Origin of the sequence: Paenibacillus sp. cl123, assembly GCF_900101595.1 — a bacterium.
Taxonomy (GTDB): Bacteria; Bacillota; Bacilli; order Paenibacillales; family NBRC-103111; genus Paenibacillus_G.
Genome location: NZ_FMYY01000001.1, coordinates 378,072 through 392,712, shown reverse-complemented (window position 1 = coordinate 392,712; position 14,641 = coordinate 378,072). Strand labels below are relative to the sequence as shown.

Genomic DNA, 14,641 nt, shown 5'->3' with positions numbered 1-14,641 from the left:
TTATCGATTGTAAGTATGACTGATATAAATAATATTACTTTAAATAATATACATATATATTGCGATTGTTGCTACTTCACTTTCGAGATAAGAACTCATTAAACCTTATTTTGTTAATCATAAATACTCGTTCTTTCAATTGAGTAGTTTTTCGATCAGCACGCTTTAAATTGGTCTTTGGTCTTATTTCGTTACTTTCGAAGACCCCTGCTTCAACCAAGTAATGATCTAATTCCTTTTCAGTAGTTTTAAGCTTAATCCCCTTACGGTTGAAATAAGCACGAATCCAACTCCATGCCTTTGAGTAAATTAGGTAATAAAAATCGTTGTCTTCCCAGCCCTGATCTTTAGATTCATCGGGTAACTTCTCCGGAAAGGGGAGCAATTCGGTCTCAGCTATGTACTGGTTCTGAGCTTCTAAAAAATGCACCGCATCTGTAACTTCCTTGTGACTGGATTCAAATTCACTTTCATTACCAAGCTTCCTTAATGAGAGCATGTTTCGGTCATACCAGTAGTTAGAAATATGCTCAATTGCTTCATCATCTTCAAGCCACTCGTCATTATAAAAAACCTTCTTAGCTTCTTTCTTAAGGATACGTGAAGACAACTTTATTGCAATCCTCAAATACCTATATAAGTCCGGCTTATACACAAAGAAATCACGATCAATATACGCAGTGGTTAGCCAATTACCTTTCTCAATTACCTCATCACTTAGATTTACAAGAATGCGCTTGTACTTTTCATCGTTGAATTGCGAATATAGTTCTACAGCAATCCCTGCTTCATTGATCTTCTCTCCATCATCAAAATATAGGCTATGTGTAGGAAGAACAAAAAAGTTGCAAATTTTAGTCTCGTTTTCTTTGTTTTCAGACTGTAATACGAGATACGCTTCATCATCAAAATACAAATTCTCCTTTTGAAGAATCCTGTTTATCTTTTTCCTAATGTCATCCAGCTTGAGTTCAAAAAATATATTCTTTACTTTCCCCACATATTTTTCTATAAAGTCTTCTGACTGATATACTTCCATATTGCACCACCCCTTTTATTTAGATTCTAAGCTACTGACGCTGGTTGAGCCAGATATAATTTAACGAATAATAATTTAATCTAAACGAAACAAAAGTATAATAATCAAATTCAACGTGACGGAAAGGCAGGCTAAGAAAGTGCTAAAATCAACTAATTTTATACCCAGTCTACCATATACGAAAATTCACTTAAAGCTTTGGGAACGTGGGAACGTGGGAATGCGGGAATGTGGGAAAATCAATATGAAAATACGGTTATCAAATCAGTATCGCAGACAGATTCGAGTATATATTATACTCTGGAATACATTGAAAGGATGGATGCCTATGTTCTCCAACTACGATGATGTTGTTAAGCTTTCAGACATGATGGAGATACTAGCAATAGGTCGTAATAAAGCATACGATTTATTGCGATCTGGACAAATTAATTCATTCAAGATTGGGAAAGCATATCGGATTCCAAAAATGGCATTAAAAAACTTTGTACTAACTCAAGCGAAGATGAGCATAACAAGTTACAAAGAGTTAGCGGAAGATGAATGAACCTTGGAATAAGCTGCGGCTTTGTTGTCGCAGCTTATTTTGTTCTTACCGATTTTACAGGAGGGTTCAAACCAATGAGCAACAACAATTTGGACTACACTGGAAGATAACAATGGTTATCTTGAACGCTTGGTTGATATTGGAAGGAAGCACGTAAAGTTGGCATTAGAGTTTAGCCCTCTTGGAACCCCCTTGAGTGGAAAGAAATAATCAAAATAGAAATTGAGATGCTTCGAGCGGAGCGCGAGCAATTATTGTATGCCGCTTCAACCAAATAAAAAAGAATTTGTCTGGTAACAGCTTTGTAATCGGCAGGGGCTTATTTGCTCTTGCTTATTTGTGTTTATCGAAACTATTCTGAACGGAGGATTCACCAATGCAAATGAAAGTCCACAAAGATGAGAAAACCGGTACGTACTGGTTCGTAGTAAGTGCCGGTAAAGATGAGGATGGCAAACGCAGACAAATTAAACGGCGAGGCTTCAAATCAGAGAAAGAAAGAAATGAGGAAAATATTACAGCAAGTGGATGATCATACCTATGTCAAAAGCAATCATTTGAAGTACACAGAATTTCTTCAAGGCGAGTGGCTTGACAGTAAGGAAGTAAAACTAAGAAAAGTGACCTTTAAAACCTATAAGTCAAATATTCAGAAGCATATTGTGCCGTACTTTAAAAATCAGGAAATGGGCAAGATTACAACTGCAATGATTGAAAAGTTCTATTCATTCCTGCTCAAAGAAACTGGCTTGTCAGAACGCTCCATTCAGGACATTCAGAAAATCGTAAAGAGCTCCTTTCATACTGCTCAGAAGCGCAAATATATATCATATAATCCGGCTGCTGATGCGGAAGCCCCAAAAGTACCTCGTAAAGAAATGTCTGTCTGGAATCTTGAAGAGGCGGTTCGATTTCTAAAACTTGCCGAACAGGACGATCTCCACATTGCTTTTCTTCTCGCTTTAACCACTGGTATGCGTCAGTCAGAAATATTGGGTCTTCGTTTTAAGGACGTCGATTTTGAATTAGGTGTGCTGCGAGTTCGTCAAACATTAAGTCATGACGGCAAGGAAATAATTCAGGACACCAAAACCAAATCAAGTGCAAGGACGATAACATTAATTCAGCGAACATTGGACGACCTGAAGAAACAGCAAAAGAAAATAAAAAAACAGAAGCTTGCAGCTGGCTCAGAATATAAAGACAATGACTTGGTTATTTGTACAAAATCAGGCAAGCCCCTTAACCCTCGAAATTTACTTCGTAACTTCTATAAATTGATCAAGAAAGCAGATGTCCCACGCATCCGTTTCCACGATCTCAGACATACAGTAGCTACGCTCATGTTAGCCCAAAACATAAATCCTAAAGTGGTAAAAGAAATTCTTGGCCATTCCGACATTAGAGTAACCCTTGACACTTACTCTCATGTTTTGCCTTCAGTTCATAAACAGACCGCTACACAATATGGGGAAATGTTGTTCGGCTAGAATAAAAAAAATATATTCAACAGTTAGCGCTTATTTTGAATTTATGCGAAAACCAGTGACTATTTTGCTCACAGTTTATAGTATTTTCTCCGGAAAAAGCTCAAAAAAATACTTGCTGTGACCAAACGTGTGACCACACCCTCAAATCATCATTATCTAGGTATAGAAAAAAGCCTTTAAACACTCGGAATTCCTTGTGTTTAAAGGCTTTATTCATTATGGAGCCTAGGGGGATCGAACCCCTGACCTCATCGCTGCCAGCGATGCGCTCTCCCAGCTGAGCTAAGGCCCCTCGTTTGGCGACAAGAATGATAATACCATGGAGCAGCGGGCTTGTCAACGTTTGGCGGAAAATTAATTTTTTCCGCCGTCTCCGCCAACTTGATGCTTCGTTAACAGCCCGCTGAGCTCCTTCATGAACATGTTGATGTCCTTGAATTGCCGGTACACGGAGGCAAATCGGATATAGGCAACCTCATCGACTGGATACAGCTCGGTCATGACAATTTCGCCTATCGCGCGGCTGTCGACCTCGGCATGCGCCGTGTTGCGGATCTGCTTCTCGACCTCGGAGGCGATCATCTCCAAACGCTCTAAAGGCACCGGTCGTTTCTCACAGGCGCGGATAAGGCCGCGCAGCATCTTCTCTCGATTAAACTCTTCCCGGCTTCCATCTTTCTTGATGACGATCAGGGGCGTTTCTTCCACCATCTCGAAGGTCGTAAATCGTTTGGCGCACTTCTCACATTCGCGACGGCGGCGTATCGACTTGTCCTCATTTGCAGAACGCGAATCAAGCACTTTGGTGCCGGAATGATCACAGAATGGACATTTCATGTACGTCAGTTCCTCCTTTCTTTTTTCCAGAGACTCCCTTACATGAAGAAAAGTCAAACGAGCATAATAGGATTACCAACCGACAAGGAGGTGAACAGACATGGGTACAGGTCAATCCCGGAGCAGCAACACACTGGTAGTGCCACAAGCTAACGCAGCGCTTGATCAACTGAAATACGAGGTAGCTCAAGAATTGGGGATCGCAATTCCTCAAGACGGTTACTACGGTAACATGGCTACTCGTGATACTGGTGCAATCGGTGGTCACATTACACGCCGTTTGGTCCAAATTGCCGAGCAATCTCTTGCCGGTCAATTCAAATAATACCACGTTTTACTGAAAACGAGAAGAAGTGCCGGTCATTCTCCCCGCAAAGGGCGCTTGTCCGGCGCTTCTTTCCTATTCCTCCCTATAAAGCTTCACGTACTTATGGTAATAGTACATGACGCGCTGAAGATAGTGTCTCGTCTCTCCGTAAGGGATCTGCTGCGAGTTCTTCAAAGTTCCGTCCCACTGCTTATCTTCCAGCCACATGCCCACTTTCCCATGCCCCGCATTATATCCAGCTACCATCGCGTATGGATTACCCTCAAACTGCTTGCTCATCCAGTTCAAATACCAGGAGCCGAGCTCTATGCTGACAGCCGGATCATGAAGCCTGGACTTGTAACTGTCGTCAAAAGGAGCCTTTTCTATAATCCAGTCCGAAGTGTCCGGCATGAGCTGCATCAAGCCGTAAGCACCCTTCTTTGACTCAAGATCCGGCCTGTAGTTTGTTTCCACACGGATGATGGCGGCGACCAGCAGCGGGTCAAGGTCATACTGCTTGGCGTATGTGTGAATCTCCTCTTCATACTTAATCGCATAGAGGAGTCGTCCGACGAAAGAACTGCTCAAGAACAGAAATACAAGAAAGGTCACCAATAACACGGCGAATACCCGTTTCTTGCGCCAGAACTTCATGTAAGCCCCCTTTCCTTCCAGAACGCGCTGATCTGCCTTTCCGTTTCTTCAAGAGAGCCTGTGTTGAAGATGACGATATCAGCAAGCCGTTTTTTTTCCTCGATGGACATCTGGGCATCCAGCCGTTTCTCCGCCTGCTCCAAGGTCAAGCCATCCCGCGTCATGAGCCGCTCGAGCTGGAGCTCCCGAGGAATATATACGACCATCACTTCGTCCACCATCTGCTGGAGGCCCGACTCGTACAGGAGCGGGATGTCCACAACTACCAGCTTGTCCGGATGGTTCTCCTGGAAGCTGGCCATCCTCTCGCGCATTGTCGCGCGGATAGGAGGATGCAGCAAGCTCTCCAGATCCCGGCGAGCCTCGCCGTCTCCGAAAATACGCTCGCCCAGCTTCTTGCGGTGGAGGGAGCCGTCCGGCAGCAACAGATCCGCCCCGAACCGCTCGATCACTTGCGCCAGCACGGGAGTGCCCGGCTCCACTACCTCCCGCGCGATGCGGTCCGCATCCACAAGCAAGGCTCCGCGGCGGACCAGCATCGCGGCTACCGTGCTTTTTCCGCAGGCGATGCCTCCGGTTAATCCGATATTCATAGCCTAACTCCCTGCTTCTTTAATGGTTAGAATAGTTTCATAATGCCCATGATAATAAGAACAAATCCTGGCACAACGGATAATCGGCGCATCCAGAAGGCCCCGGCATAGCGGAAGCCGACTCGCAGACCGAAGCTCAGGAACATGCCGCTTGCGAGCGCAATGACTGCAGCAGTCAGCCAAGGCGTAAATCCAAGCAAAGCCGCTCCGATCCCCGCCCCGAAGGCGTCAAGGGATAATGCAAGCCCGAGCAGGGTTGCTTCATACGCGGAAATAATGCCCGATCGGTCCATATCCGCGATCGAAGGTTTGCGAAGAATTTGAATGACAAGCCCAAATCGCTTCAGCTCGATATAGATGATCTCTTTGGCGCTGGCAGGACCCAGGACAACTGCAGCGCTCTCCGAGACAGTCTCGGCCGAACCGGCCTCCTCGGAGTCCGCTTCTTCCTTGCGGAGCTGGTATAAGGCCCACAGGCCGATCCCTACCAGAATCAAAGCGCCGATCGTTTTGGCCAAGTCCGGATAAACCCACCCGCTCATCCAAACGCCTATTTGCATGGAAACAAAGATAATCAAGCCGGAGCAGCATGAAATAATAGCGATGGAAAACAATGGAATCCGAATTTTGCGAAGCCCGTAAGTAACACCTACGCCAAACCCGTCCAAACTAACTGCCAAGGCCAACAAAAAAAGCGAAAAAAACGGCAGCATGCGCCCTTCCCTCCCAGCCCATAACCCCGCACACCCGAGCATGCGCAGGTTATCGATTGTTTGCGCACAGCCTGCTCACGCTTGCAGCGGTGACGCCGGGCTGGCGGCTCATGGCTTACTATATGGGATTTCTGGGCGGGTGGTGCATTATTTGCGGATAATCCTTCGCGGCTTTGGCTTTTGACAGGCTGGACAGAAGTGCGTGCCCCGGCCCGCAACAACCGACTTCTCGATCGGACCGCCGCAGGTGTAACACGGCTCTCCTTTGCGTCCGTACATGCGCAGCTGATGCTGGAACATGCCCATCTCGCCTTGTCCGTTCACATAGGATTTGATTGACGAGCCGCCTACGGCCACCGCATCGCGCAGCGTCGTTACGATGGCTTCATGCAGCTTGGCCCATTCCGGGCCGGTAAGAGAATTCGCCTCCCGCTCCGGATGAATGCCAGCCAGATACAGGGACTCATCGACATAAATATTCCCGATCCCTACGATATATTCCTGATTAAGCAGCAGCGGCTTGATTTTCGTCGTCCGATGGCTAAGCCTGTCACGGAAAGCCTGCAAAGTAAACGTCTCGTCCAGCGGCTCCAGACCGAGTTTCACCAGCGGCTTTTCCTTCAGATCCTGATCCTTATCGAAAATATGCATCGTGCCGAACTGCCGCACATCCCTGTACCGCAGCTCGCTCCCGTCCGTGAAATAAAAAATAACATGCGTATGCGGTTCAACCGGTTCACCAGCCTGATAAATGCCATAACGTCCCTCCATCCGCAGATGGGACACGAGCGTATAATGATCGAACATCAGGCGAAGAAATTTGCCCCGCCGCTCCACCGAGCGAATCGTCTCTCCTACAAGCAGCGAAGCGAATAACTGAATATCGTCGGGCTTCTGAATGATACGGGGCAGCATCACCTTGACGCTCTCCACCGTTTTGCCCGCCACCAGCTGCTGCAGCGTGCGGCGGACGGTTTCTACCTCTGGCAACTCAGGCACAGCTATCTTCCTTTCGTACTTCTTCCGTAAGTCTTATTTTGCTTCGTACCAGTTCACTCCGTCGTCTACATCCACCTTCAGCGGCACATCGAGCTGCAGCGCGGATTCCATCACTTCCGCGACCATAGCCTTCATCATCTCTACCTCATCTTCAGGCACTTCGAATACCAGTTCGTCATGCACCTGAAGCAGCATTCGGCTGCGGACTCCCTCGGCGGTCATCCGCTTATCCAGCTGAACCATAGCCAGCTTAATAATGTCGGCCGCCGTCCCCTGGATCGGCGTGTTCATCGCGGTCCGTTCCGCGAACGAGCGAAGATTGAAGTTGGAGGCTTTGATCTCCGGCAGATACCGGCGCCGTTTCAGCAGCGTCGTCACGTATCCGTCCTCTCTGGCCATGGCTACGATATCGTCCATATACTTGCGCACCCCTTTAAATACGGCGAAATACTGCTCGATAAACCGCGCCGCGTCCTTGCGGGTAATGTGCAAGTTCTGGGATAACCCATAATCGCTGATACCGTAGACGATACCGAAATTAACGGCCTTCGCCTGTCGCCGCATGTTCGAATCCACGGACTCCGCCGGCACGCCGAACACGTCCGACGCCGTCTTTGTATGGATGTCCATGTCTTCGCGGAAAGCTTCTATCAGCCTCTCGTCCTGGGAAATATGAGCGAGCACTCGCAGCTCGATCTGCGAGTAATCGGCGGTCAGAATCCGCCAGCCGGGCATAGAAGGCACAAATACCTTGCGGATCTTGCGCCCTTCCTCCAGCCGGATGGGAATGTTCTGCAGGTTCGGATATTGGCTGCTGAGCCTTCCGGTAGCCGCGATTGTCTGCCGGTAATACGTATGCACCTTGCCCGTATCCGGACGTACCTCCTTGAGCAGCCCTTCCACGTAGGTGGACTGCAGCTTGGCCAGCGTTCGGTAATGGAGAATGTGGCCGATCATCGGATGATACGGCTCCAGCTTCTCCAGCACCTCTGCGTCGGTCGAATAACCGGTCTTCGTTTTCTTCACTACGGGCAGCTGGAGTTTGTCGAACAAAATCTCTCCCAACTGCTTAGGAGAGTTAATATTGAATTCCATTCCTACGGCAGCATAAACCTGTTCCATAATTTCCTCGATTCGCTTGCCCAGCTCGATGCCATAAGCCTTTAGTTCCTCAATATCTACTTGAATTCCCTTCCGCTCCATAGAGGCAAGGACCAGCGCAAGCGGCAGCTCCAGCTCGTGGAACAGCTCCCGCATCTCGCCGGCCTCGAGCGCTGCTTCCAGCTTTGCGGTCAGCCGGTGCACGGCCTCCACCTTGCGCCCCATAAACGCGCAGAGCACATCTTGTTCGGGCAGCTTGAACTTGGCTCCCTTGCCGAATACGTCCTCATCCGCAGGCAAAGCGGGAAGTCCGTAGCGCGCGGTTAAACCGCTCAGCGTCAGCGCCGATTCCGTCGGGTCCAGCAGGTAACCGGCCAGAAGCCCGTCGAAAGCGACGCCGTTCAGCTCGATGTCCCTCCAATATAACGCGAGAAGCGCACGATGCAGATCGTATACATGGATAGCCTTATCCCGATTCGCAAGCCAGTCTCGCACAGGAGCCGCGGCCGAAGAGATCAAGGCCTCATAAGGGACATAATAAGTCTTATCCTCGGCTTCGTCCTCCGCTTCATTCCCCTTGGTGAAGAATGCGACGCCAAGCAGCTCGGAAACATGAGGATTTTCACCGATCGCCTCAACGTGGAGCGCAGTTACTCTCCCAAGCGCCCCCACAAGCTCGGCGAGCTCCCCGGGCTCCGCTGCCCAGGAGCAAGGCGCATGTGCAGCAGTCCCCGGCGCTGCGTCTTCCTGGGTATCGAAAGCGCCGCTATCTGTTCCGTTCAGGTCTAGACGCTCCAGCAGCGATTTGAATTCCAATCGGCGGAAAGCATCGCCCAGCAAGGCGGGGTCATAGCCGCTGTACGCGAGCTCTTCTAATGGAAAATCCAGCGGGACCTCCCGGTGAATGGTCGCCAGCTCCTTGCTCATTCTCGCTTCCTCGGCATGAGCCGCAACCTTCTCTCCCATCTTTCCTTTGATGCCGGCGGCATTTTCAAGAACCTTCTCCACCGAACCATATTCATACAGCAGCTTCAGTGCCGTCTTCTCGCCCACTCCCGGAATACCTGGAATGTTATCGCTGGCATCACCCATCAGTCCCTTCAGATCAATGATCTGATGCGGCTTTAAGCCATAGGTTTTATCAATATGCGCGGGGTCGAACAGCTCTATCTCACTGATTCCCTTGCGTGTCAGCGCGATATGCACCTTGTCCGAAGCGAGCTGAAGCATATCCTTGTCCCCGGTGACGACGATAGCTTCGTAAGTATCGCTTTCTTCTACGAACTTCGTCACTGTTCCGATAATATCGTCCGCTTCATAGCCGTCCAGTTCAAATTGCCGGATACCGAAGGAAGCTATTAGTTCACGCAGCACTGGAAACTGCTCCGATAGCTCTGGCGGGGTTTTCTCTCTCGTCCCTTTATATTGAGCATAGCCCTGATGTCTGAAGGTTTGCTTCCCGGCGTCGAATGCGACCAGAAAATGCGAGGGCTTATAGTCTTCCATAAGTTTCAACAGCATGGTAGTAAATCCGTACACCGCGTTCGTATGCAGCCCCTTCGAGTTGCTGAGCAGCGGAAGCGCAAAAAAAGCTCTGTAAGCAATCCCGTTCCCGTCAATGACGATTAGCTTCGATTTGGACAACGATTACACCCCATTCGTACAAACTATCCTTCTACCTCCATGATAGCATAGGAGCACGAAAGAAAAAAACATCGCAAAAAACAGAGAGGAAGAGGGGTGACCTGCCTACACGTCGCATAAAATGAAAGGACTCGATCCTTACCGAGCATGTTGGAGAATGATGAATGTGCCGGAGAATCGGAGGGATGACCGTGAATGAATCGAAGCCGCTGAGCGGCAAACAAGTCATTTTTTTCGACGTAAACCAGACGCTGGTGCTGCAGGGGCTGAGCTTCGAGGCTTGCTTTCGGGAGGTGTGGAGCGCCTACGCGGCGCGGTGGGACTCAGCGGAGACGGGAGAAAGCGACAAGCTCTGGGAAGCCTATATCACTCGCTGGCACCAACGCAAAAAAGCCCGTTCGACTTTCAAGCAGCTCGACGAGCTGCAGCAGCAGTGCCTGCGGGAGGCTTTTCTCGAACGCAGGCTGCCAGTCTCCGGGTCGATGGCGCGCGACTTTATGCAAGAGGTGCTTCATTTGCAGGTTTCCGCCAAAACCATGCCTCCTCGCACTCATGATACACTCACTCTGCTCATGCCTCGCTTTACCTTGGCGATCATCAGCAACAGCCCCCGTGCCGAAGTGCTCCTGCTGCTCGAGCGGTTCGGTCTGCAGTCGTTTTTTCCTGCGGAGCGGGTTTACACAGCCTTAAGACCGGCGGATAAGAAGCCCTCTCCGGTATTGTTCAAATCCGCTCTGCATGCGCTAAAGCTCGCCCCCCGGCATGCCGTTATGGTCGGAAACTCATGGAGGCACGATGTTTGCGGCGCCGTTAAAGTCGGGATGGACGCCGTCTGGCTGCACGAGAGCGGGGACCCTGTCTCGGAGTCGCCCAAGATTACCCGGCAAAAACTCGGCAAACGCCAAGTATATCTGATCAAGCGGATAGATCAGTTGCCAGGCTTATTTTCCTGAGCTGCCAACGGTCCGTATGCTCACATCGAAATACGGTGCCCGACATGGTCACAGAATACAACGCTGCCCCGATGTGCCTTGGACTGTTTCTTTAGTCTGGCGGCCGTCTGCGAGATCTGCTCAGGCGTTGCATGCAAGCCCGCTTCGCAAACGACCAGCGACAAGGACAAGGTGACGCCGTCGCTTTCTACCCGGTTGCCGTGACGGTCTTCTACATAGGTCCAGCTTTCTGCTTCATAGAAGGCAACTACACCTGTGTCGAACCTGCGAATCATCTCCTGACAAATCTTCTCCGAATCCGAGCACGCCGTGACGGCAATAAAATCATCTCCGCCAATATGACCGACAAAGTCATGGGGGGCCCCAAGCAAATGAAGCGAATGCTGAATGCAGTCGGCCGTGAACTGAATTAATTGATCACCCTTGTGGAAGCCATATCTATCGTTATACCATTTAAAAAAATCCAAGTCCGCGTAAATGACGGAGAAGCGCTTGCCGTCGGTTAGGCGGCGCTTGATCTCCCTGTTAATCTGCAAATTGCCCGGCAAGCCAGTTAAGGGATTGGCTACCCGGGCTTTCTCCATCTTGACGTTCGTAATACACTCCAGAATAGTTCTCACCGACGCGGTGCCAAGCAATCGATCATTAGACGTAATGATCACCAGATCGTACAAATGACCGATGGCGCGTGAGGTCGCGAGCTTCGAAACAGCCTCCACCGGCTTGCTGTCGTCCACGATTAGAGGAGCTTCGTCCATCAACTGATCGATCGGTCTGTTCCAGAATAGAGAATAGCCGTATTGACCGGCCAATTGTTGAAACAGCCTCTCCCGCATAATGAGCCCCACCGGTCGATTATCTCTTAATATGACTGCTCCCTGCGCATCCATATGCTTTTTGAAATAGTTGGCCACCCCCGATATCGGTGTTCTTGCGTCAAAGGTCTGGCAAGGCGCCGCCAGTTCGCCGATGGCCGGCATATGTCCTGACCATTCACGCATGCTGCGATGCTCGGCGATCTGACGCTTGATGTCGGACTGTATCTGCTTCAGTTCCTGCCCCGAAGGTCTGCCCAGCAAATATCCCTGCCCGTAATGAACCCCCATTCTCGTTAGCTTCATCAAGTCATCAGGCGACTCGATCCCTTCCGCTATCAAATAAATGCCGAGCTTATCAGCGAAAGCAACCAGCGTCTCCAGCATGTACTCCTTGGTTTTACTTCGATGCATACCCGCCACAAGCGACTTATCTACTTTAATGTAATCCGGATTCAGCTCGGCAATAGCCTGCAAGGACGAATACCCCGCTCCTGCATCGTCTATGGCAATTCTGTATCCCTGCTGCCGGTAGTGATCCAATATTTTTTGAGCTGAGGCAAAATCTTCAATCGAGCTCCGCTCCGTAATTTCAAAGACAACATTGGAGGGCCTGAGCCCCCGAGCTGTCAGCAGCTCCAACGTTTGTCCAGGAGCAAACAACGGATCATTCAGTATCTCGGCTGACACGTTAAGAAATAACAACTGCTTATCGTTATTCATCCTGACGCCTTCAATCGCCTTGGCGCGAGCCAAACGGTCGAGGGTATACAGCACCCCTAGCTTCTCCGCCCATTCGAACAAAGGCAGCGGCGAGTGGAGCAAGCTGCCATCTGGCCCTCTGGTCAATGCCTCATAGCCAGTAATTTCTCCGTCACTCAAAGAAACTATCGGTTGATAAACGGAGCGTATGGTCTGATGCTCGATAATATGTCCAAGCTCCTGCCGCAAAGTCTCCACTTCATCTCCCGGTGTCCCTTTGTCCCGTTGTGCAGCCATCGCATGTATCCCCACTTTTCTTTGTCTCACAGTACCTAATTCCTACTTTATCATAGGACTTTCAACCCCATGTTAAATCCTTCTGCACTTATGTAAATGTGTTGTAAATATTGTTAGCCAAAACATCCGCTTGCTCTTGCTCTTGCTTTCGGCCCTTTGCTCCTTTGGTCCTTTGGTCCTTTGGTCCTTTGGTCCTTTGGTCCTTTGGTCCTTTGGTCCTTTGCACTTTGCTCTCTGGCTCCCTATAAACACCTGACTCATTGCCGCTCACTTTTTTTGCTCTCTGTTCTTTGCTCTCTAGTTTCCGCTCTGCTTTCTGCTCCTCTCTCTGCTCCCTTTTCCCTGCTCCCTGCTTCCTGCTCCCTGCTCCCTGCTTCTTGCTTCTTGCTTCTTGCTTCTTGCTTCTTGCTTCTTGCTTCTTGCTTTTGCGTCGAACTGCCGCTCTATTTCTATAGTCGTCTGCTCTACTCAGAGAAATGGCACCTTATAGTTAAAAGCCGCTTTACTCTGCGAAAGAGTCGATTCTCCACATCTCCCAATGCAGCACTTTGGGGAATGATCCCCATCCCTCAGGAAAGGAATTCTTCAGCCACTGCCCAAATTCCATTCCTAAAAGATTGACACGGAAACATACGTTCGGTATAATTAAAAGGAACAAACGTTCCTATTTTTTCGTAATTAACAGAGATTCATTCATAGAGTTCATAACCCAAAATAACCTGATACATAAGGATATTTATAAGAATTCATTGCAGATGTATCTTTTTTCCGCTATAAAATAATTCTTATGTCTTGAACGGAGGATTTTATGGAAGCGTCCCCGATCACATTTGAACAGTTTAATGCGCAGTATGCAAACAAATCTGCCTGCGAAAATACTCTATATAAAGCAAAATGGCCTAATGGCTTTACTTGCAGTGTATGCGGTCACCGTCACGCGTACCAAATCCGTACAAGAAGGCTTCCTCTGTTTGAATGCAGCCGCTGCTGCTTTCAGGAATCTCTTATTTCCGGCACTGTGATGGAGGGCAGCAAAACCGCCCTCGTCAAATGGTTCCAGGCCATTTTTCTGCTCTCGCACGACTCCTACCGTATAAATGCCCGGCAGCTGAGCTCCATCATCGACGTTACCTATAAGACAGCTTGGCTTATGCTACATAAGCTTCGACATGCGATGACCCTTGATAATAACAAAGAGCTGCTCACAGGAATTATACGTGTAAACATTGGTAATTACGGACGACCCCGATTTTCCAGCAGTCTGGAGCATCCACGCAAACAGACTCTTCTAATCGGTGCGGACATAGATGAACAAGGCTCACCCGTTCACCTTAAAATCAAAAAAGTGCCCGCCGCGCACATGCATGGAGATTCCATACTTCGAAGCGGTACAAAGCACTTTTCGCAAAATTATATTTCTCCCCAGCATTCGGAGGCTCATTTCGTAACAAGGCCCTACTGTTCCAGACGTTTTCAACCATTATGCGCGCTCAACCGTAAACTTGGCAATTGGATCAACCAAACTTTCCATGGTATTGGACCCAAGCACCTTCAATCCTATCTGGAGGAATTCGCGTATAGATACAAACTTTCAAGCTTGGCCCGCCCCTTTTTCTCATCCCTGCTTCAGTTGGCAGCCTCTTCTCCACGAACTACTTATCGCCGTATTATTCAATCTGAATTTATCTAATCATTTTATCTCTAAGCTATTTGATCTGTGGGCTGGAGGAATATTTCTTAACTCCTAACTCGAGCTTAAGCACGGAACTCGCCTTGCGTATTAGCTAAATATTTTCAACAGCTCCAGACAAAAACGGTCATTTCTTTATATTATTTCATCGCGTCTTTATTCGTCCTAACTCATCACACTGGTTGAGTGCTTTTCTCTCTGTATAAATGATATGCCTTTGGGTTCTGCCTTTAGGTTCTGCCTTTAGGTTCTGCCTT

General features: G+C 48.8%; 14 protein-coding genes and 1 tRNA gene. 6 read left to right on the top strand and 9 right to left on the bottom strand.

Annotated elements, in window-relative coordinates:
- Positions 1-76 precede the first annotated feature (76 nt).
- Positions 77-1,039: a hypothetical protein gene (locus BLR08_RS01690; RefSeq protein WP_072327826.1), complete on the bottom strand. Its 963-nt coding sequence runs from the start codon at positions 1,037-1,039 to the stop codon at positions 77-79.
- Positions 1,040-1,367: 328 nt separating this feature from the next.
- On the opposite strand from BLR08_RS01690, the gene BLR08_RS01685 reads away from it, so the two are divergent.
- From BLR08_RS01685 to xerC, 3 genes are all read left to right on the top strand, one after another.
- Positions 1,368-1,586, top strand: a complete 219-nt coding sequence (locus BLR08_RS01685; protein ID WP_072327825.1) for a helix-turn-helix domain-containing protein — start codon at positions 1,368-1,370, stop codon at positions 1,584-1,586.
- 376 nt (positions 1,587-1,962) lie between these two features.
- Entirely contained in the window at positions 1,963-2,118 is a 156-nt protein-coding gene (locus BLR08_RS01680) for an Arm DNA-binding domain-containing protein (RefSeq protein ID WP_083536647.1), read from the top strand.
- On the top strand, positions 2,111-3,076 hold the full coding sequence (gene xerC / locus BLR08_RS01675) for a site-specific integrase (RefSeq protein ID WP_176835386.1): 966 nt from the start codon (positions 2,111-2,113) through the stop codon (positions 3,074-3,076). The genes BLR08_RS01680 and xerC overlap by 8 nt, the downstream gene beginning before the upstream one ends.
- Positions 3,077-3,295: 219 nt before the next feature.
- Here the strand turns inward: xerC and BLR08_RS01670 are convergent.
- Positions 3,296-3,368, bottom strand: a tRNA-Ala gene (locus tag BLR08_RS01670).
- 62 nt (positions 3,369-3,430) lie between these two features.
- Positions 3,431-3,913: a transcriptional regulator NrdR gene (gene nrdR, locus BLR08_RS01665; RefSeq protein ID WP_072327824.1), complete on the bottom strand. Its 483-nt coding sequence runs from the start codon at positions 3,911-3,913 to the stop codon at positions 3,431-3,433.
- A 100-nt stretch (positions 3,914-4,013) separates the two neighbouring features.
- Between nrdR and BLR08_RS01660 the strand changes: the two genes are divergently transcribed.
- On the top strand, positions 4,014-4,238 hold the full coding sequence (locus BLR08_RS01660; protein ID WP_072327823.1) for an alpha/beta-type small acid-soluble spore protein: 225 nt from the start codon (positions 4,014-4,016) through the stop codon (positions 4,236-4,238).
- Between the two features lie 75 nt (positions 4,239-4,313).
- Here the strand turns inward: BLR08_RS01660 and BLR08_RS01655 are convergent, their stop codons facing one another.
- From BLR08_RS01655 to polA, 5 genes are all read right to left on the bottom strand, one after another.
- Complete coding sequence (locus BLR08_RS01655) at positions 4,314-4,877, bottom strand: lytic transglycosylase domain-containing protein (protein WP_072327822.1); 564 nt, start codon at positions 4,875-4,877, stop codon at positions 4,314-4,316.
- Complete coding sequence (gene coaE / locus BLR08_RS01650) at positions 4,874-5,470, bottom strand: dephospho-CoA kinase (protein ID WP_072327821.1); 597 nt, start codon at positions 5,468-5,470, stop codon at positions 4,874-4,876. Before coaE ends, BLR08_RS01655 begins: the two co-directional genes overlap by 4 nt.
- A 26-nt stretch (positions 5,471-5,496) precedes the next feature.
- Positions 5,497-6,183, bottom strand: coding sequence for a sporulation membrane protein YtaF (gene ytaF / locus BLR08_RS01645; RefSeq protein ID WP_072327820.1), 687 nt, complete (start codon positions 6,181-6,183; stop codon positions 5,497-5,499).
- Between the two features lie 147 nt (positions 6,184-6,330).
- Positions 6,331-7,182 carry a DNA-formamidopyrimidine glycosylase gene (gene mutM / locus BLR08_RS01640; RefSeq protein WP_072327819.1) on the bottom strand — a complete coding sequence of 284 codons (852 nt, stop codon included), beginning with the start codon at positions 7,180-7,182 and terminating at the stop codon, positions 6,331-6,333.
- A gap of 33 nt (positions 7,183-7,215) precedes the next feature.
- Positions 7,216-9,927, bottom strand: a complete 2,712-nt coding sequence (gene polA / locus BLR08_RS01635) for a DNA polymerase I (protein WP_072327818.1) — start codon at positions 9,925-9,927, stop codon at positions 7,216-7,218.
- A 191-nt stretch (positions 9,928-10,118) separates the two neighbouring features.
- On the opposite strand from polA, the gene BLR08_RS01630 reads away from it, so the two are divergent.
- Positions 10,119-10,880 (top strand): HAD family hydrolase, encoded by a 762-nt coding sequence (locus BLR08_RS01630; protein WP_072328347.1) that lies wholly within the window; start codon positions 10,119-10,121, stop codon positions 10,878-10,880.
- Between the two features lie 20 nt (positions 10,881-10,900).
- Here BLR08_RS01630 and BLR08_RS01625 read toward each other — a convergent pair whose 3' ends face one another.
- Positions 10,901-12,694, bottom strand: a complete 1,794-nt coding sequence (locus BLR08_RS01625; RefSeq protein WP_072327817.1) for a bifunctional diguanylate cyclase/phosphodiesterase — start codon at positions 12,692-12,694, stop codon at positions 10,901-10,903.
- Positions 12,695-13,502: 808 nt separating this feature from the next.
- Between BLR08_RS01625 and BLR08_RS01615 the strand changes: the two genes are divergently transcribed.
- The gene (locus BLR08_RS01615; protein WP_072327815.1) at positions 13,503-14,384 is read left to right on the top strand and encodes a transposase; all 882 of its coding nucleotides are present in this window, start codon (positions 13,503-13,505) and stop codon (positions 14,382-14,384) included.
- Positions 14,385-14,641 lie beyond the last annotated feature (257 nt).

Bases quoted from the DNA above. Each gene is read 5' to 3' on its own strand.
- BLR08_RS01690 (WP_072327826.1), bottom strand. From the start codon at position 1,039: ATGGAAGTATATCAGTCAGAAGACTTTATAGAAAAATATGTGGGGAAA.
- BLR08_RS01685 (WP_072327825.1), top strand. From the start codon at position 1,368: ATGTTCTCCAACTACGATGATGTTGTTAAGCTTTCAGACATGATGGAG.
- BLR08_RS01680 (WP_083536647.1), top strand. From the start codon at position 1,963: ATGCAAATGAAAGTCCACAAAGATGAGAAAACCGGTACGTACTGGTTC.
- nrdR (WP_072327824.1), bottom strand. From the start codon at position 3,913: ATGAAATGTCCATTCTGTGATCATTCCGGCACCAAAGTGCTTGATTCG.
- BLR08_RS01660 (WP_072327823.1), top strand. From the start codon at position 4,014: ATGGGTACAGGTCAATCCCGGAGCAGCAACACACTGGTAGTGCCACAA.
- BLR08_RS01655 (WP_072327822.1), bottom strand. From the start codon at position 4,877: ATGAAGTTCTGGCGCAAGAAACGGGTATTCGCCGTGTTATTGGTGACC.
- coaE (WP_072327821.1), bottom strand. From the start codon at position 5,470: ATGAATATCGGATTAACCGGAGGCATCGCCTGCGGAAAAAGCACGGTA.
- ytaF (WP_072327820.1), bottom strand. From the start codon at position 6,183: ATGCTGCCGTTTTTTTCGCTTTTTTTGTTGGCCTTGGCAGTTAGTTTG.
- BLR08_RS01625 (WP_072327817.1), bottom strand. From the start codon at position 12,694: ATGGCTGCACAACGGGACAAAGGGACACCGGGAGATGAAGTGGAGACT.
- BLR08_RS01615 (WP_072327815.1), top strand. From the start codon at position 13,503: ATGGAAGCGTCCCCGATCACATTTGAACAGTTTAATGCGCAGTATGCA.